The sequence below is a fragment of the Janthinobacterium sp. PSPC1-1 genome (genome assembly GCF_049897625.1).
Lineage (GTDB): Bacteria > Pseudomonadota > Gammaproteobacteria > Burkholderiales > Burkholderiaceae_D > Janthinobacterium > Janthinobacterium tructae.
This window is the reverse complement of sequence record NZ_JAFCWP010000001.1, coordinates 182,670-206,728: the sequence shown is the minus strand read 5'-3', so window position 1 is coordinate 206,728 and position 24,059 is coordinate 182,670. Positions and strand designations below refer to the sequence as shown.

Here is a 24,059-nt window from a genome sequence, read left to right as displayed (position 1 = left end):
CGGTCCACCACGATACGGAGCACGGCATGCGCCTAGCCAAGTTTCTTCCTGCATCACTATCCGCCTATTTGCAGGGCAAGGAAAAGGCCGCCTTCTACCGCTATGCCCTGGTCGCCGCACTGCTGGCCGTGATCTGCATCATCGGGCTGCTGGCACTGGGAGTAAGCCCGTAAGGCAGCGTTTCGCGGAAATACCCCTGCAAGACAGCAATGCCGTTTCATCCACCGTAGTTCCTCAACCACCAGGAGTTGTCATGAACCTCATCAAAAACTTTATCCGCGAAGAAGATGGCGTGACCGCCATTGAATATGGCCTGATCGCCGCCTTGATCGCTGTCGTGATCATTGTTGCCGTCAAGCTCATCGGCACGAACCTGAACATCATCTTCAACAAGGTCGCTACTGCCCTGGTTCCCGCCGCGTAACAGACCACAAGCCGGGCTGGCCCTGTGCGGCCCGGCTGTTGGCAATTGTCCAGTTTCCGAGGTACGCCATGAAACGCCTGTTCTCCTGCCTGCATGAAGATTCAGCCGTCACCGCGATCGAATACGCGCTGCTGGCCAGCCTGCTGGCATTGGCAGTGGTGGCCAGCATCAGCCTGGTCGGCGACCAGGTGCTGCTCATGTACGGCCATATCAAGGACCAGATCATCCTGGCGCTATCATGAACGCCCTCAGCCACCGCCCCCTATGCCTGATCGTACTTGGCTATGCCGCCGCGGTCACATTACTCCTTGGCAGCCTCTCCACGCTGCGCGACAGCGTGCCGATACTTTCGGGCTTTCTCCTCATTTCGCTGCTGTCCGCCGTGTTTGCGCTATGTGGCTACAGCCTGTATGTGATGCTCATGCTGCGCCCAGATCGCCTGTGCCATTACCTGTATCACGTGCTGCGCCGCTACCTGAGCAGGGAACGCCTGCTGCAGGCGCTGCCCGTGTTGCTGCTCATTCCCATCTTTGCCGCCAGCTTCACGGCCTTCAAGGCGGCCATTCCCCGCTTGCATCCCTACACCTGGGACAGCCGCCTGTCCGCCTGGGATATCGCCCTGCACGGCGGCAGCGCGCCATGGGCATGGCTGCAACCGCTGCTGGGCTATCCATGGATGACGGGCCTGCTGAACGTCAGCTACCACCTGTGGTTCTTCCTGTTCTATGCCACGATCTACTGGCTGGCGCAAGACATGCGCCGCCCGCTGCTGCGCATGCAGTTCCTGCTCAGTTTTGTCCTCTCCTGGATCATCCTGGGCAGCATCGCGGCCATGCTGTTTTCCTCCGTCGGCCCCTGCTACTACGGCCACTTGCACGACAGCGACCCCTACGCCCCACTGATGGCCTATCTGCACGAAGCCAACCATCACTTCCCCATCTGGGCCTTGTCGGTGCAAGACACGCTGTGGCAAGACTACCAGAGCAGGGGCGCTTCGAGCGAACTTGGCATCTCGGCCATGCCCAGCATGCATGTCGCCACCGCCGTGCTGATGGCCTTGCTGGGCTGGCGCGTCAGCCGCACCGCCGGCCTCGCCCTCAGCGTTTTCGCCATGCTGATCATGCTCGGTTCCGTGCACCTGGGCTGGCACTACGCGCTCGACGGCTATGCCGGTGCGGCCGGCGCGGCACTGGTCTGGCATGCGGTGGGCCGCATGCTGCGTACCGGCGGCGTCTCCGTCAGCACGCTGGGCGCTGCGGCGCCATGCATGAGCAAGGGAGGACTACTGTCATGAGTTCCGCCCTGACCTCGCTGCTGTGCCTGGCCTTGCTGGCCGGCCTGTTGGGTGCTGCCCTGTGGCATGACCTGCGCACGCGGCGCATCCCGAATCGTTTGGTGCTGTGGGGTACGGTGGGCGGCGTGCTCCTGAACAGCATGCTGCCGGCCGGCGCCGGCCTGTTCCAGCAGCCGTTTGGCGGCCTGGGACTGCTGCAGTCGCTGGCCGGCGCCGCTGCCGGACTGGCACTGCTGCTGCCCATGTATTTACTGCGCGCCCTGGGTGCCGGCGACGTCAAGCTGATGGCCATGTGCGGCGCCTTCCTGGGGCCGCTTGCCGTGCTCGAAGCGGTGCTGCTGACCTTGCTCGCTGGCGGCGTGCTGGCCATCGCCGCCGCCCTGCTGGGACGCCGTTTGCGCCAGGTGCTGAAAAACGCCTATCACATGCTGCTCGGCACGCTGCTGCAAAGTCTCGCAGGCGGCCCCGCTACCGTGGCCGAGCCGCCTGCCGTCACCGGCAAGCTGGCTTACGCGTTTGCCATCACCAGCGGCACGGGCCTGCAAATTTTCCTGACGTACAACCACCTGTGGAGCTTGCGCTGAACAGCGCAAATCCATGACCGCATCCAGAACGGGACGCCATCATGAACGCCATCAGCACCCTGCGCCACTCGCGGCACGCCAGCCTGCTCGGCAACGCCTTCATGGCGGGCATCTGGGCCGTGTTTGCCTATGCCCACGTGCTCGCTTACCTTCACACCAGTGACTGGAGCTATTTGCTGTTCTGCATGACGGAAACCGTCTCGGCCCTGTTTTTCCTGATCCGCACGGCACCGGACAGCGTCTCGACCGACATGCGCGACTGGCTGCTGGCCATCGGCGCCACCTTCGCGCCTTTCTTCTTCAGTCCTTCCGACATGGCGATCTGGGCCGATGCACGCTACCTGCTGCTGCCGGGCAGCGCCTTGCTGCTCACGGGCCTGCTGTCACTGAACCGCAGCTTCGGCCTGGTGGCTGCCCAGCGCACCATCAAGACCCGCGGCGTCTATCGCGTGATACGCCACCCGCTGTACGCCAGCTACCTGATTTCCCTGAGCGGCTACGTGCTGGCCAATACCTCGACAGCGAATCTTCTCATCTACGTCGCGATGATGTCGCTGCTACTGGCGCGCCTGCTGCGCGAAGAGCGCTTCCTGGCTGCCGACGTGCGCTATCGCGCCTACATGCGCCAGGTGAAATACCGCTTGCTGCCTTTCATTTTCTGATCGCCAGCCCAGATCGACACGCAACAAGGAGCCATCATGCCCGATACCTATCCAGAAGAACCCGCCAACGGCAGCATCACGCCGGCAGCGATGCGCGCGCCGCGCAATGTGGCCGAGACCGGCCTGCCCTTTTTGTTCCTGGTGGAACTGCTGGTGAAAGTCATGTTCCTGCGCGGCCAGATCAGCTTGCCGGCCCTGTCGGCGCACGTGAAGCTGGGCGCCAGCGTGCTCGAACCGCTGCTGACCTTCATGCGCGCCGAAAAACTGTGCGAGGTACAGCGCACCGGCTACAGCGGCACCGACGCCGACCAGCAGTATCATCTGGGCGACCAGGGACGCCTGCGCGCCGCCGACTATTTGCGGCGCAATGCCTACAGCGGCCCCGCACCGGTCACGCTGGCCGACTACAGCGCGCAGGTGCTGGCGCAAAGCGTGGCTCGCATGCAAGTCACGCGCGAAACCGTACTACAGCAGTTTCACACCGTGGTGGCCAGCGCTGCCGTACTCGACCAGCTGGGCGCGGCCATGAACTCGGGCCGGGCGCTGCTGCTGCACGGTCCCGCCGGCAGCGGCAAGACCTACCTGGCCGAGCGCCTGCATGGCTTGCTCAGCGGCACCATCGCCCTGCCGCATGCGGTGATGGTCGATGGCGAGGTGCTGCCCTTCCTCGACCCCATGCTGCACACGCTGGCCAGCGACGCCGCGCCGCCGGCCGACCCGCGCTGGGTGCGTGCCCTGCGCCCCACCGTGCTGACCGGCGGCGAACTGACGCTCGACATGCTGGACCTGCAATTCGACCAGGGCGCCCGCCTGTACCAGGCGCCGCTGCACCTGAAAGCCAACAACGGCATCTTCATCATCGACGACCTGGGCCGCCAGCGCTGCTCGCCCGTGGAACTGATGAACCGCTGGATCGTGCCGATGTCGCGCCGCGTCGATTACCTGTCGCTGCACACGGGTTACAAGTTTCCCGTGCCCTTCGACGTCATCGTGGTGTTTTCCTCGAACCTGGCGCCGCAGCAGCTGGCCGACGACTCCTTCCTGCGCCGCATCGGCTACAAGATCCACATCGGCGAACTGACCGGCTACCACTACGAAACCGTGTTCCGCCACACCTGCGAACAATTTGGCATGGCCTTCAACCACGCCAGCTACCACTACCTGCTGCAACTGCATGGCCAGCATGCGCGGCCGCTGCTGGCCTGCTATCCACGCGACATCCTGTCCCAATTGTGCGACGTGGCGTGCTACGAGGGCCGTCCGGCACGCCTGGAAGCCGATGCGCTGCACTGGGCCTGGAACAACTATTTCGGCGCCGCCGACGGCTCCGCCGGCATACAGAACGGATCGGCTTCGGTCCTGCATAAAGGAGTATCAAAATGAGAAACGCACGCGCTCTGACGATGATGGCCTTCGCGGTCATCCTGGCGTTCGTGGCGGTCATCGTGGCCGCGCGCTGGATCAATGCCCAGGCTTCGGGCAATACCAACAAGGTAGCCGTTGCGCTACTCGACATCAGCCTGGGCGCGCGCATCTCGCCTGAAATGGTGCGCATGGTCGACTGGCCCGCCAACGCGCTGCCGCCGGGCGCCTTCAACGATCCGAAACTGCTCGACGCGCGCGTCACGCGCACCAGCATCCAGCACGGCGAACCGATCATGGAGAGCAAGCTGGCGCCCCCCGGCACCCAGGGCGGCCTGTCGGCCGTGGTCGGCGAAGGCAAGCGCGCCATGACCGTGCGCGTCAATGACGTGGTAGGCGTGGCCGGCTTTGCCCTGCCCGGCAACTATGTCGACATTCTCGTCAACACCCAGGACGAGCTGACCAAGAATGCCAGCGGGCGCGACCCCAGCATTTCGAAGATCGTCCTCGAACGCATCCTCGTGCTGGCGATCGCACAGGAATCGAGCCGCGACGACACCAAGCCCAAGGTGGTCAATGCCGTGACCCTGGAATTGACGCCGGACCAGGCGGAAAAGCTCGACCTGGCGCGCAGCGTCGGCACGCTCTCGCTGGTGCTGCGCAACCAGATCGAAGACAAGCCCGTCAACACTGAAGGCGCCACCAAGACCAGCCTGCTCGACACCAAGGTCGCCGCCCAGGTACCGGCGCCAGCACCACGCCCTGTCGTGCGCCACCGCGTGGTGCAAGGACCGGTCGGGCCACAAGTCGATGTCATCAAGGGGCTGGAACGCAGTTCCCAACAATTCTGAACAACGCGGATTCCTACCCGATCCGCACCACGAGGAGCATGCCATGAGCACCATGAGCAAACTGAGCACAGCAAACGGGAGCCGCATCCTGCGCATGGCCCTCGCCATCGCCGCCATCGGCGCCCTGATTCCGGCCGCCTATGGCGAAGTGGCCGCCCCGGCGCCACCAGCGGCCTCGCCCGGCCTGTCGCCGACGCCGCCGGGCGCCAAGCCGCAGATGGCTGGCGCCTCTGCCACAGCCACTGCCGCAGCCATCTCGCCACCGCCAAAAGTGGTGCACCGCGCACCACGCACCAAGGCCATCGCGCCGCAAGCCATGCCGGACACGGCCGGCAGCCACACCGACGTCAGCCGGAGCATGGCCCTGGCCGAAGGCAAGTCGACCTTGATGCACCTGCCGTTTCCCGTCGCCCGCGTTTCGGTGGGAGATCCGCGCATCGCCGATGTGATCCTGCTCAATACCACCGATGTCTATCTGCTGGGAAAATCCGTCGGCACCACCAACCTGATCATCTGGAACCGCAGCAACGAGGCCAGCATCATCGACCTGTCCGTCAGTATCGACAGCAGCTTGCTGCAGGCGCGCCTGAGCGCATTGCTGCCGAACGAGAAAGACTTGCATGTGACGGTCGCGGGCGACACGCTGATCCTGTCGGGCATGGTCAGCGATACCGTCAAGGCCGACCAGGCGATGTCGCTGGCGAACGCGTATGCCCAACGCGGTTCGCGTCCTGCCACCGGCACGGCTGCGGCGGCGGGCGCCGGCGCAGCGCCAGCGCCCGCCGCTGGAGGCCCCGCCGACCCCTCGGGCGGACCAGCTCCCTCGCCACGCGTGATCAACCTGATGTCCATCGCCGCACCGCAGCAAGTGATGCTGGAAGTCAAAGTGGCGGAGGTATCGAAAACCCTGGTCGACCAGCTGGGCGCCAGCCTGGGCATCAACAAGACCATCGGCAGCTGGTCGTATTCGCTGCTGTCCAGCCTGTTGAGCAATAATCCCAGCGGCTTGAGCGGCGCCAGCAAGAACAACTTCTTCAATCTCGACGCGCAAAAACGCGATGGCCTGATCAAGGTGCTGGCCGAACCGAACATCATGGCCATCAGCGGCCAGGAAGCCAGTTTCCTGGCCGGCGGCAAGATTTTCATTCCCGTCAGCCAGACCAATAACGGCGGCACGCCCACGATCACGCTGGAAGAAAAAGAGTTTGGCGTGGCCGTCAAATTTACCCCCACCGTGCTCGAAGGGGGGCGCATCAACCTGAAAGTGTCGCCAGAAGTATCCGACCTGAACAAGGAAGGCATCGGCATCACCGCTACGGGCATCTCGACGACCGCCATTCTGCCATCGTTTACCACGCGGCGCGCCACCACCACGGTGCAACTGTTCGACGGCCAGAGCTTCGCCATCGGCGGCTTGATCAAGAACAATGTCACCAGCAATATCAAGGCCTTGCCGGGCCTGGGTGAAGTGCCCGTACTGGGCGCGCTGTTCCGCAGCACGGATTTCCAGACCGACCGCTCGGAACTGGTCTTTATCATCACGCCGCACCTGGTCAAGCCATTGCCGGCCGACTACAAGCTGCCTACCGACGAGTACATACCGCCGACGCGCGGCGACGTCTTCCTGCAGGGAAAAATGGAAGGCCGGGCGCCCGCACCGCAGCCGCAGCCGATGCTGCAGCCGGCACCGATGCCCATGCCAGCGCCGCTGCCAGCACCCGCTTCCATGCCGCCCCAGGCAGCCATGCCGGCCCCCGTGCCGCCCGCCATGCCGACGCCGCCCAGCGACGATTTGCCGCAATACCGCGCCGTGCCCAAGGCCGATGCGGCCACGCCGTCAGCCAGCATCATCGATGATCTCAAATAGGAGCGCCCCATGAAAACCTTTTCCTTCACACGCACCCTGCCCCGCTGCCTGTTGTGCGCAGCGGCATCGCTGGCTGGCTGTGCCGCCACGACCACTCCTGTGCTCGACAGCCATTTCGGCGAGGCGGTGACCCTGCTCAAGCAACAGCAGATCCTGTATCCCGCTGCGGCCAGCAATACCAATCCCGTGCTGGGCCTCGATGGCAGGAGCGCCATCAGCGGCTACAAGCTGTATCAGAAGTCGTTCAGCGCGCCCGAACCGCTGCCCGACGTACTGACGATCGGCGTCAGCAAACGCTGACACTGCCGCCCCGCCCTTTGATCCCATCCACAGCCGGAGCCCGCCGTGAAAATCTTCATTATCTCCAGTAACGAACAACAACTGGCCGGGATGGCGGCGCTGCTGCGCAAGCGCCATGCCGGCGACGATATCGACAGCGCCGTCGGCAGCCTGGAGCGGCTTGCCGGCACGGCCGAAATGGCGGCGCCCGACGTGCTGCTGCTGGCACAACCCGTCATCGACGATGCCGACCTGGCGCGCATCGAGCGCCTGGCCAGCCGCCAGCAGGGCATGGCCATCATCCTGCAATGCGAGCACCAGGGCAGCGACTTCCTGCTGAAAGCCATGCGCGCCGGCGTGCGCGAAGTGCTGCCGCAAGCCGACAGCAGCGCGGCCCTGAATGCGGCGCTGCAGCGTCTCGAGGACAAGAGCGCGCGGCACGTGCAGCGCAATGGCAAGGTGATCGCCTTTGCCTCGTGCAAGGGCGGCAGCGGCGCCACTTTCATCGCCGCCAACCTGGCCTATGCCCTGTCGCTGGACAATCAGCGTGTGGCACTGTTCGACCTGAACCTGCAGTTCGGCGATGCGGCGCTGTTTGTCTCTGACCAGAAGCCGACAGCGACCCTGTCGCACGTGGCGCAGCAAATCCACCGCCTCGACGCGTCCTTCCTGGCCGCCAGCATGGTGCAGGTGACGCCGAATTTCAGCATCCTGGCCGCGCCCGAAGATCCGGCCCATTCCAGCGACGTGAAACCGGAACACATCGACCAGCTGCTGCACCTGGCGCGCAGCGAGTACGATTTCATCGTGCTGGACCTGGGCCGCGGCCTCGATGCCATCAGCGTGCGCGCGCTGGACCATGCCGACATGATCTGTCCCGTCATGCAGGCAACGCTGCCCTATATCCGCGACGGCAAGCGCCTGCTGCAGGCGTTCCAGTCACTGGAGTATCCGGCAAGCAAGATTCACCTGATCCTGAACCGCTACGCAGGCGACGATGAAATCCGCCTGCGCGACCTGGAGGCGGCGTATGGCCAGCGCATCTTCCATACCATCGCGAATCACTACGCGGCAGCGGCCGCTTCGGTCAACCAGGGCGTGCCGGTGTTGAAGCTGGCGCCGGGCAGCCCGCTGTCCAAGTCGCTGCAGGAGTGTGCCAGCAAGCTGTCGGGCGGGCGCGCGCCCGTCCCGGCAGGCCTGTTTTCGCGCCTGTTCCAGCGTAGCCGGCCCATTCACCTTCGAGGGGAAACAGCATGAGTACCGATATCAATGGCGGCCATCCCAGCCTGCGTGAACGCCTCGGCAGCGCCGCCGCGCCGAATGGCTACGCGCCGTTCGGCGCAACCCGCGCTGGCAGCGCCGACAATCCCGCCTACCATGAACTCAAGCAGCATGTGCACCAGGCCCTGCTCGACAGGATCGACCTGGAGGGCATGCAGCGCCTGTCGCAGGAGCAGATACGCGAGGATCTGAAAACCCTCGTCGGACGCCTGCTCGATGAAGACAATGTCGTCATCAACGACATCGAGCGGCGCACGCTGGTGCGCGACATCCAGGATGAAGTGCTGGGCTTCGGCCCGCTCGAACCGCTGCTGGCCGATCCGGAAATTTCCGACATACTCGTCAATACCTACCGCCAGGTGTATGTCGAGCGGCATGGCCAATTGGAACTTAGCAATATTCGCTTCACCGACGATGCCCACCTGCTGAAAATCATCGACAAGATCGTCTCGCGCGTGGGCCGGCGCATCGACGAATCGAGCCCCATGGTCGATGCGCGCCTGCCCGATGGCTCGCGCGTCAACGCCATCATCCCGCCGCTGGCCATCGATGGCCCGGTGATGTCGATACGGCGCTTCTCGGCCCAGCCGCTGCGCCTGGCCGACCTGGTGGAACGGCACAGCCTGACGACGGAAATGGCGCAGATACTGCAAGGCCTGGGCAAGGCCAAGGTCAATATTCTGATCTCGGGCGGCACTGGCAGCGGCAAGACCACCATGCTCAACGCGATTTCCGGCTTCATCAGCACGAGCGAGCGCATCGTCACCATCGAAGATGCGGCCGAACTGCAGATGCAGCAACCGCACGTGGTACGCCTGGAAACGCGGCCGGCCAATATCGAGGGCAAGGGCGAGGTGACGCAGCGCGCGCTGGTGCGCAATGCGCTGCGCATGCGGCCCGACCGCATCATCCTTGGCGAGGTGCGCGGCGCCGAAGCGCTCGACATGCTGCAGGCGATGAACACGGGCCACGAAGGCTCGATGGCCACCATTCACGCCAATACCCCGCGCGACGCGCTGACGCGGCTGGAAAACATGATCAGCATGGCTGCCTCGATGTTGCCGGGCAAGGCCATGCGCCAGCAGATCAGCGCCGCCATCGGCGTGGTGGTGCAGGTGGCGCGCCTGACCGATGGCAAGCGCAAGGTGGTGGCGATCCAGGAGATCACCGGCATGGAAGGCGAGATCATCACCATGCAGGAAATTTTCACCTTTCGCCAGACCGGCATTGCCCAGGACGGCACCGTCAGCGGACACTTCCAGGCCAGCGGCGTGCGGCCGCAGTTCCTCGACCGCCTGCGCGCCTTCGGCGTCGTCGTGCCGGAAAGCCTGTTCGATCCCAGCCGCCAATACCACTAAGGAGAAGGGCCATGGACTATAGCTATTACGTCTTCGGCGCGCTGATCTTCCTCGCCGTGGTGCTGTTCATTACGGGCCTGTATCACAGCTGGAACAATGCGCGCGGCCCCGAATCGGAGCGGGTGGCGCATCGGCTGCGGGTGCTGTCGGCCGGCGCCCACGCGGGCGAGCAAAACACCACCATGATCAAGCAACGCCTGCTCAGTGAAACGCCGGCACTGCAGAAATTGCTGCTGGAGGTGCCGCGCGTGCATGCCCTGGACCGCCTGCTGGAGCAGTCGGGCCTGAAATGGAGCGTGGCCCAGTGGGCCATGCTGGTGCTGCTGACCTTCCTCGTCGCCCTGGTAGCCATCAGCTTCATCAACCTGCCCTGGCTGCTGCGCCTGCTCGTGGCGGCCGCCTGCGCCCTGCTGCCCCTGTACTACATCGAGCGGGCCAAGGCGCGCCGTTTGCTGCGCATCGGCATGCAGCTGCCCGACGCACTCGACCTGATGAGCCGCGCACTGCGCGCCGGCCATGCCTTTCCCACGGCACTGAAAATGGTCGGCGATGAAATGACCGCGCCGCTGGCCGAGGAATTTCGCATCGCCTTCGACGAAGTCAATTTCGGCATCGCCATGCCGGATGCCCTGATGAACCTGGCCACCCGCGTGCCCAGCACCGACATGCGTTATTTTGTCATTGCCGTACTGATACAGCGCGAGACAGGCGGCAACCTGGCAGAACTGCTTGAGAGCATCAGCCACATTATCCGCGACCGCATGAAACTGCTGGGCCAGGTGCGCGTGCTGTCGGCCGAGGCGCGCCTGTCGGCCTGGATATTGTCGCTGCTGCCATTCGCTGCGGCGGCCGTGATCCACCTGAGCAATCCGACTTTCCTGGCCGTGCTGTACGACGATCCCGGTGGACAAAAAATGCTGGCCTGTGCTGCGATGCTGATGCTGGTCGGCATCCTCATCATGCGCAAGATCATCCACATCCGGGTGTAGTGTCGAGGGAGAAAACATCATGACTACCGTACAAATAGGATTTCTGGGCTTGCTCTTCATCGCCGTCTTCGCCGGCGCCATGTTCGTGCTGCTATTAGCCATACCCGACCCGCTACGCCAGCGCCTCGACAGTGTGGGTACCAGCGAAGCAGGCGGTGCGCGCCAATGGCTGGCGCACTTCGTCAAGTTCAGCGGACCGCTGGCCCGCCTGTCCTTGCCGGAAGACGGCTGGGAAACGTCCAGGATACGCCTGCGCTTCATGCATGCGGGCCTGCGCCATCCGTCGGCGCCCCTGCTGTACTTCGGCGCCAAGACGGGCCTGGCCATCGGCCTGCCCGTGCTGCTGTTCCTCGGGCTGAGCCTGGCCGGGGTACATGACGACGGCATCAATTTGCTGCTGTGCCTGCTGTTGGCGGCCGGTCTCGGCTACTACCTGCCCAATCTCTGGCTGAACCGGCGCATCCGCTTGCGCCAGCGCGAGATCTTTGAAGCGTTTCCCGATGCACTCGACCTGATGACCGTCTGCGTGGAGGCGGGCCTGGCCATGGATGCGGCACTGGCGCGGGTAGCGGCCGAGATCAACCTGAAAAGCGGGGTGCTGGCCGAGGAATTGCATTTGCTGACGCTGGAACTACGCGCCGGCAATTCCAAGGAGCGCGCCTTGCGCAACCTGGGCCTGCGCACGGGCGTCGAGGATGTCGACGCCCTGGTGTCCATGCTGATCCAGGCCGAACGCTTCGGCACCAGCATCGCCTCCTCGCTGCGCGTGCAGTCCGATCAACTGCGCACCAAACGGCGCCAGCTGGCCGAAGAGCAAGCCGCGAAAATCGCCCTGAAGCTGCTGTTTCCCCTGATCTTCTTCATTTTCCCCTCGCTGCTGGTGGTACTAATGGGGCCAGCGTTCCTGCAAATCTACCGCATCCTGCTGCCAGGCATGGCTGGCGGCAATTAAGACGAGCGTTCCCTACGCCTCCCGGCAGCAGCCACTGCCGGGAGCAATGCCTTCCCCCGCCAGCAACGCGTCCCTCCCTGCCCTTTCTCGCAGCCTGCCCCTGCCGCAGCACCGCATGCCTGTCCAGCGCTGCGCTGGCGAGCCCAAACAACATGTCCGGCTTGGCAGTACGGCGCCAACGACGCACGTATGCGTCGCAGGCGCGTGCTTGATGCGGTGAAGGCGCCTGCCGCGATGAACCAAAAAAAAGGCCGGACTGCGTGTCCGGCCCTGTTGCCTGCCTGGCGAGCAACTACATGCTGATGCGCAAGATGGCCGAGGCGAGCTTCTCGAAGCACGGTTTGAGCTCGGTGGCATTGGCCGCGTGGCAATAGATGCCCACCGGCTGCGTCGGCGTGGCGCAACGCGATGGCGCATCGGTCGTGTTGGCCATGCACTTGAGGATACTCTCGCCCGTGTCGCCAGCGACGGGGCCATTGACGGTGGTCAACTGCGTTCCCAGGCCCAGCGTAAATACATACATGCCTTCCGAGCGTGCCTTGGCGGCCATCGCTTCGAGCAGGTTGCGCGAAGCATTGTTGACATTGACCCAGGTCTTGGCATTGGTACTGGTATCGTTGGTCACGGGCCGCAGCGTGGTGCCAGGATAAATGGCGAACTCCTGGTCAGCCAGATTGTGCGCGTTGTACCATTTTGGCAAGGCGGCAGCATCCAGGTTTTTGACGATATCGGTTCCCTGGTAGCACTTTCCCGCAGCCGTCGAACTCTGCATGTTGATCAGCCACAAGCCAGCCGGCGTGCCGGTGGCAGCATCGTTCGTGATCAGCGAGCCGGGCGTGGTGCAATCAGCAGGTTTTTTGAAGGTAAAAACGGAAGAAAAGGTATTCGGCGTGCCGTCGGAAAAAAACACGATGACGCGCAGGCTGGAACGCTGGGCCAGGGGAATGCTGTTGAGCTGGTTGCGCCCATTCCACATGCCTTCGGCGGAATTGGTCAAGCCGTCAAAAACGTATTTGCCGATGTGGGTATTCATGCCCTTGCCGTCCGCCGAGCCGGTCGGCGCATCCGTATCGTTCAGGGCGAAGCCGCGTGTGCTGGTACGTATTGTATTGTCGAGTACCGCGCCATACGAAAAATGAATCAGGGCCATTCGATCGAGGTCCTTGTTAAATTTGGTCAGGAACAATTTCGCACTGCTGATCACGGTCGGCCCCACGGACGCCATCGAACCCGAGGTATCCATCACAAACGCCAGGTCCAGGTCCTTGCGGATGGTTTGCGCCGCCGCGCTGACATTGAGAAAATTGAAGCCCAACACCCGCATCAGGGTCACCGGCACCGATGCCGTGGCCGACGCGTCGACTGTGACCTTGCCCGCGTCAAACGTGATGGTCGGATCGGGAAAGCTGGGCGTGGCACCCAGATAGCCGGTGGGAAAATTGGCGGCAAAGAATTTCCGCGCGGCAGCCTGCGCGCTGGCCCGTTGCGCGGCCTCGCCCACGCCCTGTGTGACGGAACGGGCAGCGGCGATGCTGGCGGCATCGACGGCAGAGTTGAGCTTGGAGCGGACAATGAAACCCAGGCCCGAATCGATGGCCAGGCCCACGGCGCCTATCAGCACGACAAGCGACAATGCCACGACAATCAGAACCTGTCCCTTGGCCTGTTTTCCAGGCGTGTTACGTTTTTTCATGATGCCCTCCAGGTACCGGATGATGGCGTCCGGATGTCAGAAGATGGTTTTGGCGTACAGATTGCCGCTCAGCTGCGGCGTTTTGGCGCCGAAGCCCAGGTTCATGCCTGCAAACAGAATGGTCGAGCGGTACAGCGTTTCCACGACATAAATCACTTCGCCGTCAGCGAGCTGGTTGCTCATGGCGTCATTGATGGCCGAGCCGGCGCTGGGGATGTTGCTGCACTTGCCGCTGCCATCGGTGGCCCAGCTGTTGCAAGTCCATACCCGGCTCGGCTGCTGCGCCCCCTTCGTCCAGCGGTAGTGTTCCAGTATGACGTTCGACTTGCCAGGGCCATTGCCCATGATCTTGCTGATGTACATGCTGCCATTGGTGGCCATGTCCAGCGGCGGCGTCGTCATGGCCAGCGCCGTCATGATGGTCTGGGGGTCTTGCGAGGAGCGCGATGCCAGGTTGGCGCCTTCGCGGCTCAGATTGGTCAGGATCATGTCGCCTTGCACGATGCGCGCCAGGTCGAACACGGGGACGGCCAGCATCAGCAAGAATGGCAGTACGAGAGCGAATTCCACGGCGGCCACACCCTTCTGGCGCCGGATTGGCAGTTTGCGCGCGTTCATCAGAAGGCCTCGTTGCGCATGGTGGCAGCCACGCTGAATGTGTATTGGCTGCGCGAGCCGGCACTGGTCTGGTGGCCGGGGTTGAGCAGCGCCATCAAGCGCCAGGCGGGCGTGACGACAGGCCAGGTGCAGTTCACCTGCAAGACGACGATGTCGCCAGCGGCGCCAAACATATTGTTGTTGTAAGCCGATGGCGTTTGCGACACGCCATTGACGACGATGACGGGACTGACCATGCCATACAGTCCCAGCGAACTATCCTTGATTCTTTGCAATACCGCTTCGTAACGCTGCTTGTTCGCCGTGGCGGGGTCGAGGTTGCTTTGTCCCGTGATGGAATAGCGCGCCCCTTCGCGCACCGCGTATTGCATTGTCAAGTTGACCCAGAACATGACCCCCAGTTCCATGATCATGGCGATGAGGAAAAAGAGGAGTGGGGCGATCATGGCAAACTCCACCAAGGCCGCGCCGCGCGGCATTTTTTTCAGGCACAACTTTCCCCTACAGCTGTTTCTAGTCTGCATGATTTACTCGCTTGGACAGGTTGCTCTCGGTCTCGCGCCGAAGTTGCAATAAAGTCAAATAAATTGTTCTTTGTATAATTTAATTTAGGTAATACTGAGACGAAAGTCAAGGTCTGAATGCGGGTAAATCAGGTGCGCTCGAAAATGAGCAGGGGAGATAAAATTAGCGCGGCAGCAGGCGGCGGTCGGCAGGGTTGAGCAGGAAGCCTTGCAGGATCTCCTGCAGTTGCGGCAGTTGCGCCACGTAGGCGGGAATGCCCAGCTGGCGCGCGCCGAAGTAGTGGGCGATGATGTCGCCCTGCTGCTCCATGTTGAAGTCGGACAGGACGCCGCCGGCCTGCGCATCGTAGCGGTAGGCACGCTGCCCAATGTAGCCACCGCGCAGCGCCAGCAGCACGCCATGCAGCAGCACGCTGTAGCCGAGCTGGTACTGCCACACGTGCACCATCTCGTGGATGAAGAACAGCTTGCCGCCATTGCCTTCGCGGGAAAAATCGTCGCGGTACTGGGCCGGCATGAAGTGCAGGCTGCCGCGCGGCGTCATCGCCGTGTTCTGGTCCTGCAAGCCGAATGGTAAAAACGAGCCGCGCACGACGCGCACACGCGCGTAGTCGATGGCGCCCTGGAAGACGCTGCGGGCCATGGCGGTTTCGCCGATGGTGAGGGGGCGGCGCAAGACTCGCATAAGAAGAAGAGAAGAAAGCGCGGCAGGCATAAAAGCCTGCCGCGCCGGTGCCGCTTACGCCGACCGTAAACCGCTGGCAGCTTTCGCGATTTCCGTGATGCGGTCCCAGTTGCCGGCCGCGATCGCGTCTTTCGGCGTCAGCCACGAGCCGCCTACGCAGGCGACGTTTTTCAGCGCCAAGAACTGCGACGCCGTCTCTTGCGAGATGCCGCCCGTCGGGCAGAAGGTGATGTCCGGCAGCGGGCCGTAGATGGCGTTGAGCATGCCGATGCCGCCCGCCGGCACGGCCGGGAACAGTTTCAGCTGCTGGAAGCCGTTTTCACGTGCCGCCATCACTTCGCCGGGCGTCATCACGCCTGGCAGCAGCGGCAGGCCGCTGCTTTTCGCCGCCGCCACCAGGGCCGACGTCAGGCCTGGCGAGACGCCGAAGACGGCGCCCGCATCGCGCGCCTGGACGAATTCCTCGGGACGCGTGAGCGTGCCGACGCCGACGATGGCGCCCGGTACTTCCGACATGGCGCGGATCGCTTCGAGGCCGTGCTTGGTGCGCAGGGTCACTTCCAGCACGCGGATGCCGCCCGCCACCAGCGCGCGCGCCAGCGGTACGGCGTGTTCAGGATCGTCGATCGCAATCACGGGGATCACGCTCGAAGTGCGCATAATTTCCAGTAGTGTCATGGTCATCTCTTATTTCCTAGCCAAAAAGTCTTCATCGGAACCCGGTACGGTATCACCGACATTGTCGGCGTCGTGCAAGGCGACGGTGGTGGGAATCGGCGACGGCAGGCCGAAGGTGGTAGCACCCTCTTCCGCCGCGCTGACGGTGGAACGGAACATGGAAAACAGCTCGCGGCCCATGCCGACGTGGTTCGGCGACAGGTCGGTCGTGACCAGCGAACGCGCATGCCAGACGTCGGCCGGCACCAGCGCCTCAAGGACGCCGGTAAACGCGTCGAGGCGGATGATGTCGCCGTCGCGCACCAGGCCCAGAGGGCCACCGGCGAGGATTTCAGGCGAGACATGGATGGCGGCCGGCACCTTGCCCGACGCGCCCGACATGCGGCCATCGGTGACCAGCGCCACGTGGCGGCCAGCATCCTGCAGGTTGGCCAGTGCGGGCGTCAGCGCATGCAGTTCCGGCATGCCATTGGCGCGCGGGCCCTGGAAGCGCAGCACGGCGACGAAGTCGCGGTCCAGGGTGCCAGCCTTGTAGGCGTTCATGAACTCTTCCTGCGAATTGAACACCAGGGCAGGCGCTTCGACCGTGCGGTGCTGCGGCTTGACGGCCGAGACCTTCATCACGGCGCGGCCCAGGTTGCCTGCGACGAGGACCATGCCGCCGTCCGGCGCGAACGGGTTCGACGCGGGGCGCAGCACGTTTTCATCGGCGCTGGCGGCCGGTGCGTCTTTCCAGAAGACCTTGCCGTCTTCGCCGAGGAAGGGCTCCATGCAGTGCGCGCGCAAGCCGTGGCCCAGGATGGTGTTGACGTCTTCGTGCAGCAAGCCCGCATCCAGCAGTTCGCGGATCAGGTAACCGGTGCCGCCAGCCGCGTGGAAATGGTTCACGTCGGCGTCGCCGTTCGGGTAGATGCGCGTGAGCATCGGCACGATGGCCGACAGTTCATTGAAATCGTTCCAGTCGATGACGATGCCGGCCGCCTTGGCGATCGCCACCAGGTGCAAGGTGTGGTTGGTCGAGCCGCCCGTGGCCAGCAAGCCCACGACGGCGTTGACGATACATTTCTCGTCGACGATATGGCCGACTGGCAAGTAGCTGGCGCTTTGCGCCGTGATGACAGCGGCGCGCTGGGCGGCGGCGGCGGTCAGTGCATCGCGCAACGGGGTGTTCGGCGTGATGAAGGCGGCGCCCGGCAAGTGCAGGCCCATCACTTCCATCAGCATCTGGTTGCTGTTCGCGGTACCGTAGAAGGTACAGGTGCCGGCGCCATGGTAGGCTTTCGATTCGCCTTCGAGCAAGTCTTCGCGCGTGGCCTTGCCTTGTGCATACAGCTGGCGCACCTTGGCTTTTTCCTGGTTCGACAGGCCCGACGTCATCGGACCGGCCGGCACGAAGACGGCCGGCAAGTGGCCGAAGTGCAGCGCGCCGATCAGCAGGCCCGGCACGATCTTGTCGCACACGCCCAGGTACAGGGCCGCATCGAACATATTGTGCGACAGCGCCACGGCCGTCGACATGGCGATGGTGTCGCGCGAGAACAGCGACAGTTCCATGCCCGGCTGGCCTTGCGTCACGCCATCGCACATGGCGGGCACGCCGCCAGCGAACTGGGCCACGGCGCCCACTTCGCGCACGGCTTGCTTGATAATCTGCGGGAAGCCTTCGAAGGGCTGGTGCGCCGACAGCATGTCGTTGTACGAGGAAACGATGGCCACGGACGGCTTCTTGTATTCTTTCAGCGACAATTTGTCGTTGACGGGAAAGGCGGCAAAGCCGTGCGCCAGGTTGGTGCACGACAGGGCGCCGCGCTGCACGCCCTGAATGCGGGCCGCATCCAGATGCGCCAGGTAGGCGCCGCGCGATGGCCGGCTGCGCGCGATGATGCGCGCTGTTACGGATTCGACTACTGGATGCAGCGCCATATGGATTTCCTTAAAAATGAGTATTTCGTGAAATTTTACTACAAAACGCTGAAGAAGAAGCACTCTTGCATGGGCCAACAACAGAAATAAGCCACAAATTGCGGCATGTCAAAGCCAAACCAGGCAATATCGCGTATCCGTAGCTGCCAACATATCTCTTATATGTGGCTGCTGCAATCGCTAAAAAAAGCACAACAAAACCGGCTTCACGTCACAAACTGTAGTGAAATTACGTTTTTGTGATGTATTATTCTCATACCAACGCCGGATCCGCTGTTCGCCACGACGAACGCACCGCGCTCCTTTCAACCGAGACAAGCACCCAAGCCGACCGCCATGCGCCAGCCAGCACCTACTCCTGCCATCACCGCCACCGCCAGTTTCCAGTCCCTGCAAGCGCACAGCGCCAGCCTGCGCGAAGTACATCTGCGCCAGCTGTTCGCTCTCGACCCCGCGCGTTTCTCGACGATGACGGTCGATGCGGCCGGCTTGCTGCTCGATTACTCGAAGAACCGTGTCGACGCCACCGCCATGGCGCTGCTGATGGACCTGGCCCGCGAGCGCGGCGTCGAAGCGCAGCGCGAAGCCATGTTTACAGGCGAGAAAATCAATCTTACCGAACATCGGGCCGTTCTGCATACCGCCTTGCGCGCGCCACGCGGCACCGCGCTGGTGGTCGATGGCCAGGATATCGATGCCGATGTGCAAGATGTGCTGCAACGCGTCAAGGCGTTTACGGACAAGGTACGCAATGGCAGCTGGCTCGGCCACACGGGCAAGCCGATTTGCGACATCGTCAACATCGGTATCGGCGGCTCGGACCTGGGCCCGAAGATGGCTTGCCTGGCGCTGCGCTCGTATGCCAACCCGGGCCTGGAAATGCACTTTGTGTCCAACGTCGACGGGCACGACATGGAAGCAACCCTGTCCAAGGTCGATCCGGAAACGACCTTGTTCATCGTGGCCTCGAAAACTTTTGTTACCGCTGAAACCATGCTCAACGCCAATACGGCGCGTGCCTGGTTCCTGCTCGAAGGCGAAGAAAAGGACCTGGCCCAACATTTTGTGGCCGTCTCGACCAACACGCAAGCCATCGTCGACTTCGGCATTTCGCCGGACAACATGTTCCCGTTCTGGGACTGGGTCGGTGGCCGCTATTCCGTCTGGTCGTCGATCGGCCTGGCCGTGGCGCTGTCCGTGGGCTTTGAATACTTCAGCGACTTCCTCGCTGGCGCGCATGCGATGGACCAGCACTTCCGCCAAGCCCCGCTGGAACAGAACATGCCCGTGGTGCTGGCCATGGTGGGCTTCTGGAACCGCCAGTTCCTCGATTGCGGCTCCGTCTCCATCGCGCCCTACCACCAAGACCTGAGCCGCTTTGCCGCCTATCTGCAACAACTGGACATGGAAAGCAACGGCAAGCGCGTCACCAAGGATGGCGTGCCCGTCGACGTGCCGACCGGCCCCGTCATCTGGGGCGATTGCGGCACAAATGCGCAGCACGCGTATTTCCAGCTGCTGCACCAGGGCACAGATATCACACCCATCGACTTCATCGCCGCCCTGCGCGCCACGCACGATTTACCCGGCCACCACGACGCCCTGCTGGCCAACTGCTTCGCCCAGTCGGAAGCCTTCATGACGGGCAAGACGGGCGAGGAAGTGCGTCTTGATTTGCAGGCGCAAGGCTTGCCGGAAAGCGAAATCGAGGCGCTGGTGCCGCACAAGACCTTCCCCGGCAACCGCCCCAGCAACACCATTTTGATGGACCAGCTGACCCCGACCACCCTGGGCGCCCTGATCGCGCTGTACGAACACAAGACCTTCGTGCAAGGCGTCTTGTGGAACGTCAACAGTTTCGACCAGTGGGGCGTGGAACTGGGCAAGGTGCTGGCCAAGAAAATCCAGGCCGAACTGACGGGCGAAGCCCGTCCCGACCACCACGACAGCTCGACCAATGGCTTGATTGCCTTGGCGAAAGCCGCCAAGGCGGCGTACTAACTTAATTGAGGTTTATGAATATTTACGAAATCAAAGTAGTGAGCGACAAGCCCATGCAAGTGGGCGAATGCCCGCTATGGCATGGCAAGGAAGCGGCCCTGTACTGGGTCGACATCGATGGCCGCGCCGTGCACCGTTTGCACCCGGCCAGCGGCAAGCATGATCAGTGGAGCATGCCGACGGAACCGTCGGCGCTGGCCATCAATGCGGGCGGCGGCCTGATCGTGGCCTTGCGCAGCGGCTTTGCCCACCTCGACACGAAGACGGGCAGCCTGGCGGAAATCGCCGCGGCACCGTTCGACATGGCCACCACGCGCTTCAACGACGGCAAGGTCGACCCTGCCGGCCGCTTCTGGGTCGGCACGATTTTCGAGCCGCGCAGCGCCGATGCGGCGGAAATGTTCGTGCTGGAAAAGGGACAAGTGCGCAAGGTCTGGTCCGGCGGCATGACCGTGTCGAACGGCCTGGGTTTCAGCCCGGACGGGCGCACCATGTACCACGCCGATACCACCACGCACCGCATCGACCGCTTTGATTTCGACGCAACCACGGGAGCCATTTCCGCGCCGCAACCATTCCAGCGCTTTTCCACGGACAAAAAAGCGGCGGACTACGGCGGACGCCCGGACGGCGCGGCCGTCGACAGCGAAGGCAATTACTGGTCGGCCATGTTTGAAGGCGGCAAGATTTTACGCTTCGCCCCCGATGGCCATTTGCTCGGTGAAATTACCGTGCCCGTGCGCTGCCCCACCATGCTGACGTTTGGCGGCCCCGACCTGCGCACCTTGTACATCACCAGCGCCAGCCACAACCGTTCCGCCGCCGAACTCGCCGACTACCCGCTAACGGGCCACGTGCTGTCCGTGCGCGTGGATGTGGCGGGCCAGCCGGAAACGCCGTACCAGGCGTAACACGGCCAGGCATAAAAAAGCGCCGGCACCCGCGAGGGTCCGGCGCTTTTTTAACGCTCACGTAGGTCGGATTAGCGGGGCAAGGCCCCGCGTAATCCGACAACAGTGTTGGCCATGGTGGCGTCGGATTACCGTGCCAGCACTTTGCGGATGGTGTCAGCCAGTTCCGCTGCCACAAACTTGGCCACATAACCATCGGCGCCCACGCCCTTGACGTGGTCTTCGTTGGTCGAGCCCGTCAGCGACGAATGGATCACCACGGGGATGTTGGCGAAGCGGCCATCGTTCTTGATGTTGCGCGTCAGGGTAAAACCATCCATTTCCGGCATTTCCAGGTCGGTCAGCACCAGCGCGACCTTGTCTTTCGCCGTCTTGCCTTCGGTCGCCGCCTGGGCCGAGATCGCCTGCAGGCGTTCCCACGCTTCCTTGCCCGTCTTGGTCATGATGAAGGGCACGCCCATCGCTTCGAGGCCCTTCTCGATCAGCGAGCGGGCCAGCGAGGAATCGTCGGCCGCGAGGATCACGGCGCCGGCAGGCAAGCGCACTTGCGGGCCGATGCTGTTCTGGTCCACATCCGGGTCGCCCGACGGCAGCACGTTGCGCAGGATTTGCTCCACGTCCAGCACTTGCGCCAGGCGCGTCTTGTCCGTATCGCCATCGAGGCGCGCGATGCTGGTGACGAGGCCGCCACCGACGCTCGATTCGGCCGACAGCACCTGGTTCCATTCCAGACGCACGATTTCATCGACCTCTTCCACGGCAAACGCCTGCGTCGAACGGGCGAATTCCGTCACCATCAGGATCTTCAAGCCGCTGCTCTTGCAACCGACCGCCATCGGCAAGTCGATCACGGGCACAATCTGGCCACGGATATTGACCACGCCCAGCATGTGGGGGTGCGACCCGGCCACCGCCGTAATGGCTGGCATTTCCATGATTTCACGGACTTTGAACACATTGATGCCGAACAGTTCGCGGCTGGTCGAGTGATCACTGGTGCCCAGCTTGAACAGGAACAGTTCGAATTTGTTATTGCCTGTCAGGCTGGTGCGTTCATCGACATCTTGCTGCATTGAATTCATTGTGTCCCCTTAAGCCGTCTTGTAAAGTTAAGTCTGACTACCCGTGATGCTGCGGACAGTGCGTACTGCACGTCGCACGGACCTCGGATGGCGGGTTCGGGGCATGGCCGGCGCTAACGGTGCAGTGTAGTACAACCAATAGTTGCTATCGATTTCAGCTTGAATTATACGGTTTTTTACTTTCTTCAAAGCTACTTTACGCTGCTAACGGCGATCCTGACAGCATTTCTTGATTTGCTTGTTGCTACAGCGCAAATGATGACGGAGGGAACCGAAAATTTCCCTGGCAACCATGGTTGCTTTGAAAAGCCCATTGCCAAGCGTGACGGCGCACCAGCGCCAGCGAACGGCATATAATGGCCCTGCCAGCGCCGCCAGCAAGCATACCGGGCAAAATGGCGACGCCAGTGAATGGAATGTAGTAAAATTTCTTGCAATTGCCTGTTCTACGTAGTAAATTTACACCACAGAATGATAGTAGCGACAGACTGGCACTTCCGGTCGGCCTCCTCCCCGCTCCGGCTCTTTTACTTTTGCGACGACACTCACTTATGGCACTTACCGATTTTGACCTGGTCCTGTTTGGCGGCAGCGGCGATTTAGCAATGCGCAAGTTGCTGCCTGCAATGTATGCGCGCGACGTCGCGAACGATTTGCCGCCGACGGCGCGCATCATCTGTGTGGGCCGCCAGGACAGCGGCCAGGATGCCTTCCTGAAGATGGTAGAGACCAACTCGCGTCCCCACATCAAGGCCAGCACCCTGAATGCCGCCACCTGGAGCAAATTCTGCGCGCGCATCGTGTATGTGTCGCTCAACGCCAGCGATGCAACAACGTACGCGCCGCTGGTCGAAGCGCTGCGCGGCGATGCCGAGCTGACCCGCGTGTACTACCTGGCGACGCCGCCGCACTTGTTTGCCTTGATCTGCGACAACCTGGAAGACAACGGCCTGGTCACGCCGAATTCGCGCGTGGTGCTGGAAAAGCCGCTGGGCCGCGACCTGGCCAGCGCCAAACAGATCAATGCCGAAGTGGGCAAGGTCTTCCAGGAATCGCAAATCTACCGTATCGACCATTACCTGGGCAAGGAAACCGTGCAGAACTTGCTGGCCCTGCGCTTCGGCAATATCCTGTTCGAACCGCTGTGGCGCCGCGAATGGATTTCCGACGTACAGATCACCATCGCGGAAAAGCTGGGCGTGGGCAACCGCATGGGTTACTACGACACCTCGGGCGCGCTGCGCGACATGCTGCAAAACCACTTGCTGCAACTGCTGTGCATCGTCGCCATGGAACCGCCGACCTCGATCGCGCCGGACGCCGTGCGTGATGAAAAGCTGCAAGTGTTGCGCTCGCTGAAAAAATTCACGCCCACCACGCTGGCGCAAAACATCGTGCGCGGCCAGTACCGCGCCGGCCACGTCGATGGCGCCACCGTGCCGAGCTACCGCGACGAGCCGGATGCACCGGAACATTCGCGCACCGAAACCTTCGTCGCGCTGAAGGCGGAAATCGACACCTGGCGCTGGGCCGGCGTGCCGTTCTACCTGCGCACGGGCAAGCGCATGGCCGACAGCCTGGCCGAAATCGTCGTGCGCTTCAAGCAGATCCCGCACTCGATCTTCAACCAGCCCACCTCCAGCTTCCAGCCGAATTGCCTGGTCATCCGTTTGCAGCCGGACGAAGGCTTGCGCATGAACCTGATGGCGAAAACCCCGGGCGACGGCATGCGATTGAAACCGGCGGAACTGGAACTCGATTTCCGCGAATCGTTCAAGACGCCGCGCATGGACGCCTACGAGCGATTGCTGCTCGACGTGCTGCGCGGCCAGCTGACCCTGTTCATGCGCGGCGACGAACTGGAAGCGGCCTGGGAATGGGTCGAGCCGATACTCGACAACTGGGAACAGAACGACAGCGCGCCGATTCCCTACACGGCTGGCACCTGGGGCCCGGCCGCGGCCAGCGCCCTGATCGGCCGCGATGGCTTGCAGTGGCGTGAAGAAGCCTTACCTGAGGATTAACAGGCAAGACAAGGGCC

Annotated in this window: 25 protein-coding genes; 18 read left to right on the top strand and 7 right to left on the bottom strand. The window is 62.9% G+C overall.

What is annotated here, in order from left to right:
• The first annotated feature begins 26 nt into the window (after positions 1–26).
• The 14 genes from ACP7EG_RS00995 (at position 27) to ACP7EG_RS00930 (ending at position 11,903) form a co-directional block, all read left to right on the top strand.
• Positions 27–173 (top strand): hypothetical protein, encoded by a 147-nt coding sequence (locus ACP7EG_RS00995; protein WP_157751248.1) that lies wholly within the window; start codon positions 27–29, stop codon positions 171–173.
• Positions 174–253: 80 nt separating this feature from the next.
• Positions 254–424 carry a Flp family type IVb pilin gene (locus ACP7EG_RS00990; RefSeq protein ID WP_096237373.1) on the top strand — a complete coding sequence of 57 codons (171 nt, stop codon included), beginning with the start codon at positions 254–256 and terminating at the stop codon, positions 422–424.
• Positions 425–492: 68 nt separating this feature from the next.
• Positions 493–666: a Flp family type IVb pilin gene (locus tag ACP7EG_RS00985; protein ID WP_426086063.1), complete on the top strand. Its 174-nt coding sequence runs from the start codon at positions 493–495 to the stop codon at positions 664–666.
• Positions 663–1,718: a phosphatase PAP2 family protein gene (locus ACP7EG_RS00980; protein ID WP_426086062.1), complete on the top strand. Its 1,056-nt coding sequence runs from the start codon at positions 663–665 to the stop codon at positions 1,716–1,718. The genes ACP7EG_RS00985 and ACP7EG_RS00980 overlap by 4 nt, the downstream gene beginning before the upstream one ends.
• A complete protein-coding gene (locus ACP7EG_RS00975) occupies positions 1,715–2,302 on the top strand; it encodes an A24 family peptidase (RefSeq protein ID WP_426086061.1) in 588 nt (195 codons plus the stop codon). Before ACP7EG_RS00980 ends, ACP7EG_RS00975 begins: the two co-directional genes overlap by 4 nt.
• Before the next feature lie 41 nt (positions 2,303–2,343).
• On the top strand, positions 2,344–2,964 hold the full coding sequence (locus ACP7EG_RS00970) for a methyltransferase (protein ID WP_426086060.1): 621 nt from the start codon (positions 2,344–2,346) through the stop codon (positions 2,962–2,964).
• A gap of 36 nt (positions 2,965–3,000) precedes the next feature.
• A complete protein-coding gene (locus ACP7EG_RS00965; protein WP_426086058.1) occupies positions 3,001–4,347 on the top strand; it encodes an ATP-binding protein in 1,347 nt (448 codons plus the stop codon).
• On the top strand, positions 4,344–5,177 hold the full coding sequence (cpaB, locus tag ACP7EG_RS00960) for a Flp pilus assembly protein CpaB (RefSeq protein WP_426086057.1): 834 nt from the start codon (positions 4,344–4,346) through the stop codon (positions 5,175–5,177). Before ACP7EG_RS00965 ends, cpaB begins: the two co-directional genes overlap by 4 nt.
• 43 nt (positions 5,178–5,220) lie before the next feature.
• Positions 5,221–7,044: a type II and III secretion system protein family protein gene (locus tag ACP7EG_RS00955; RefSeq protein ID WP_426086056.1), complete on the top strand. Its 1,824-nt coding sequence runs from the start codon at positions 5,221–5,223 to the stop codon at positions 7,042–7,044.
• A gap of 9 nt (positions 7,045–7,053) precedes the next feature.
• Positions 7,054–7,344, top strand: coding sequence for a pilus assembly protein (locus tag ACP7EG_RS00950; RefSeq protein WP_426086055.1), 291 nt, complete (start codon positions 7,054–7,056; stop codon positions 7,342–7,344).
• Between the two features lie 45 nt (positions 7,345–7,389).
• A complete protein-coding gene (locus tag ACP7EG_RS00945; protein ID WP_426086054.1) occupies positions 7,390–8,580 on the top strand; it encodes an AAA family ATPase in 1,191 nt (396 codons plus the stop codon).
• Positions 8,577–9,962, top strand: a complete 1,386-nt coding sequence (locus ACP7EG_RS00940) for a CpaF family protein (RefSeq protein ID WP_426086053.1) — start codon at positions 8,577–8,579, stop codon at positions 9,960–9,962. The genes ACP7EG_RS00945 and ACP7EG_RS00940 overlap by 4 nt, the downstream gene beginning before the upstream one ends.
• An 11-nt stretch (positions 9,963–9,973) precedes the next feature.
• Complete coding sequence (locus ACP7EG_RS00935) at positions 9,974–10,951, top strand: type II secretion system F family protein (RefSeq protein ID WP_426086052.1); 978 nt, start codon at positions 9,974–9,976, stop codon at positions 10,949–10,951.
• Between the two features lie 19 nt (positions 10,952–10,970).
• A complete protein-coding gene (locus ACP7EG_RS00930) occupies positions 10,971–11,903 on the top strand; it encodes a type II secretion system F family protein (protein WP_426086051.1) in 933 nt (310 codons plus the stop codon).
• Between the two features lie 292 nt (positions 11,904–12,195).
• Here the strand turns inward: ACP7EG_RS00930 and ACP7EG_RS00925 are convergent, their stop codons facing one another.
• The 6 genes from ACP7EG_RS00925 to edd form a co-directional block, all read right to left on the bottom strand.
• A complete protein-coding gene (locus tag ACP7EG_RS00925; protein ID WP_426086050.1) occupies positions 12,196–13,596 on the bottom strand; it encodes a vWA domain-containing protein in 1,401 nt (466 codons plus the stop codon).
• A gap of 36 nt (positions 13,597–13,632) precedes the next feature.
• The gene (locus tag ACP7EG_RS00920; protein WP_426086049.1) at positions 13,633–14,214 is read right to left on the bottom strand and encodes a TadE/TadG family type IV pilus assembly protein; all 582 of its coding nucleotides are present in this window, start codon (positions 14,212–14,214) and stop codon (positions 13,633–13,635) included.
• On the bottom strand, positions 14,214–14,660 hold the full coding sequence (locus tag ACP7EG_RS00915) for a TadE/TadG family type IV pilus assembly protein (RefSeq protein WP_426086048.1): 447 nt from the start codon (positions 14,658–14,660) through the stop codon (positions 14,214–14,216). Before ACP7EG_RS00915 ends, ACP7EG_RS00920 begins: the two co-directional genes overlap by 1 nt.
• A gap of 241 nt (positions 14,661–14,901) precedes the next feature.
• Complete coding sequence (locus tag ACP7EG_RS00910) at positions 14,902–15,414, bottom strand: Rhs element Vgr protein (protein ID WP_426086047.1); 513 nt, start codon at positions 15,412–15,414, stop codon at positions 14,902–14,904.
• A gap of 63 nt (positions 15,415–15,477) precedes the next feature.
• Positions 15,478–16,107, bottom strand: a complete 630-nt coding sequence (locus tag ACP7EG_RS00905) for a bifunctional 4-hydroxy-2-oxoglutarate aldolase/2-dehydro-3-deoxy-phosphogluconate aldolase (protein WP_426086045.1) — start codon at positions 16,105–16,107, stop codon at positions 15,478–15,480.
• A gap of 3 nt (positions 16,108–16,110) precedes the next feature.
• Positions 16,111–18,024, bottom strand: a complete 1,914-nt coding sequence (gene edd, locus ACP7EG_RS00900) for a phosphogluconate dehydratase (RefSeq protein WP_426086044.1) — start codon at positions 18,022–18,024, stop codon at positions 16,111–16,113.
• Positions 18,025–18,360: 336 nt separating this feature from the next.
• Between edd and pgi the strand changes: the two genes are divergently transcribed.
• Both pgi and ACP7EG_RS00890 read left to right on the top strand, forming a co-directional pair.
• Entirely contained in the window at positions 18,361–20,025 is a 1,665-nt protein-coding gene (gene pgi / locus ACP7EG_RS00895) for a glucose-6-phosphate isomerase (protein WP_426086043.1), read from the top strand.
• Between the two features lie 14 nt (positions 20,026–20,039).
• A complete protein-coding gene (locus ACP7EG_RS00890) occupies positions 20,040–20,936 on the top strand; it encodes an SMP-30/gluconolactonase/LRE family protein (protein ID WP_426086042.1) in 897 nt (298 codons plus the stop codon).
• A gap of 128 nt (positions 20,937–21,064) precedes the next feature.
• On the opposite strand, the gene ACP7EG_RS00885 is transcribed toward ACP7EG_RS00890, so the two are convergent.
• Complete coding sequence (locus tag ACP7EG_RS00885; RefSeq protein ID WP_282406805.1) at positions 21,065–22,018, bottom strand: chemotaxis protein; 954 nt, start codon at positions 22,016–22,018, stop codon at positions 21,065–21,067.
• Between the two features lie 159 nt (positions 22,019–22,177).
• Here ACP7EG_RS00885 and ACP7EG_RS00880 point away from each other — a divergent pair, with 159 nt between their 5' ends.
• Positions 22,178–22,375: a hypothetical protein gene (locus ACP7EG_RS00880; RefSeq protein WP_426086040.1), complete on the top strand. Its 198-nt coding sequence runs from the start codon at positions 22,178–22,180 to the stop codon at positions 22,373–22,375.
• Positions 22,376–22,569: 194 nt separating this feature from the next.
• Positions 22,570–24,042: a glucose-6-phosphate dehydrogenase gene (gene zwf / locus ACP7EG_RS00875; RefSeq protein WP_071075886.1), complete on the top strand. Its 1,473-nt coding sequence runs from the start codon at positions 22,570–22,572 to the stop codon at positions 24,040–24,042.
• Positions 24,043–24,059: the final 17 nt, after the last annotated feature.

What these genes read in the sequence shown, in the direction of transcription:
- ACP7EG_RS00995 (WP_157751248.1), top strand. Translation starts at nt 27, where the DNA reads ATGCGCCTAGCCAAGTTTCTTCCTGCATCACTATCCGCCTATTTGCAG.
- ACP7EG_RS00990 (WP_096237373.1), top strand. Translation starts at nt 254, where the DNA reads ATGAACCTCATCAAAAACTTTATCCGCGAAGAAGATGGCGTGACCGCC.
- ACP7EG_RS00985 (WP_426086063.1), top strand. Translation starts at nt 493, where the DNA reads ATGAAACGCCTGTTCTCCTGCCTGCATGAAGATTCAGCCGTCACCGCG.
- ACP7EG_RS00980 (WP_426086062.1), top strand. Translation starts at nt 663, where the DNA reads ATGAACGCCCTCAGCCACCGCCCCCTATGCCTGATCGTACTTGGCTAT.
- ACP7EG_RS00975 (WP_426086061.1), top strand. Translation starts at nt 1,715, where the DNA reads ATGAGTTCCGCCCTGACCTCGCTGCTGTGCCTGGCCTTGCTGGCCGGC.
- ACP7EG_RS00970 (WP_426086060.1), top strand. Translation starts at nt 2,344, where the DNA reads ATGAACGCCATCAGCACCCTGCGCCACTCGCGGCACGCCAGCCTGCTC.
- ACP7EG_RS00965 (WP_426086058.1), top strand. Translation starts at nt 3,001, where the DNA reads ATGCCCGATACCTATCCAGAAGAACCCGCCAACGGCAGCATCACGCCG.
- cpaB (WP_426086057.1), top strand. Translation starts at nt 4,344, where the DNA reads ATGAGAAACGCACGCGCTCTGACGATGATGGCCTTCGCGGTCATCCTG.
- ACP7EG_RS00955 (WP_426086056.1), top strand. Translation starts at nt 5,221, where the DNA reads ATGAGCACCATGAGCAAACTGAGCACAGCAAACGGGAGCCGCATCCTG.
- ACP7EG_RS00950 (WP_426086055.1), top strand. Translation starts at nt 7,054, where the DNA reads ATGAAAACCTTTTCCTTCACACGCACCCTGCCCCGCTGCCTGTTGTGC.
- ACP7EG_RS00940 (WP_426086053.1), top strand. Translation starts at nt 8,577, where the DNA reads ATGAGTACCGATATCAATGGCGGCCATCCCAGCCTGCGTGAACGCCTC.
- ACP7EG_RS00935 (WP_426086052.1), top strand. Translation starts at nt 9,974, where the DNA reads ATGGACTATAGCTATTACGTCTTCGGCGCGCTGATCTTCCTCGCCGTG.
- ACP7EG_RS00930 (WP_426086051.1), top strand. Translation starts at nt 10,971, where the DNA reads ATGACTACCGTACAAATAGGATTTCTGGGCTTGCTCTTCATCGCCGTC.
- ACP7EG_RS00925 (WP_426086050.1), bottom strand. Translation starts at nt 13,596, where the DNA reads ATGAAAAAACGTAACACGCCTGGAAAACAGGCCAAGGGACAGGTTCTG.
- ACP7EG_RS00920 (WP_426086049.1), bottom strand. Translation starts at nt 14,214, where the DNA reads ATGAACGCGCGCAAACTGCCAATCCGGCGCCAGAAGGGTGTGGCCGCC.
- ACP7EG_RS00915 (WP_426086048.1), bottom strand. Translation starts at nt 14,660, where the DNA reads ATGATCGCCCCACTCCTCTTTTTCCTCATCGCCATGATCATGGAACTG.
- ACP7EG_RS00905 (WP_426086045.1), bottom strand. Translation starts at nt 16,107, where the DNA reads ATGACCATGACACTACTGGAAATTATGCGCACTTCGAGCGTGATCCCC.
- edd (WP_426086044.1), bottom strand. Translation starts at nt 18,024, where the DNA reads ATGGCGCTGCATCCAGTAGTCGAATCCGTAACAGCGCGCATCATCGCG.
- pgi (WP_426086043.1), top strand. Translation starts at nt 18,361, where the DNA reads ATGCGCCAGCCAGCACCTACTCCTGCCATCACCGCCACCGCCAGTTTC.
- ACP7EG_RS00890 (WP_426086042.1), top strand. Translation starts at nt 20,040, where the DNA reads ATGAATATTTACGAAATCAAAGTAGTGAGCGACAAGCCCATGCAAGTG.
- ACP7EG_RS00885 (WP_282406805.1), bottom strand. Translation starts at nt 22,018, where the DNA reads ATGAATTCAATGCAGCAAGATGTCGATGAACGCACCAGCCTGACAGGC.
- zwf (WP_071075886.1), top strand. Translation starts at nt 22,570, where the DNA reads ATGGCACTTACCGATTTTGACCTGGTCCTGTTTGGCGGCAGCGGCGAT.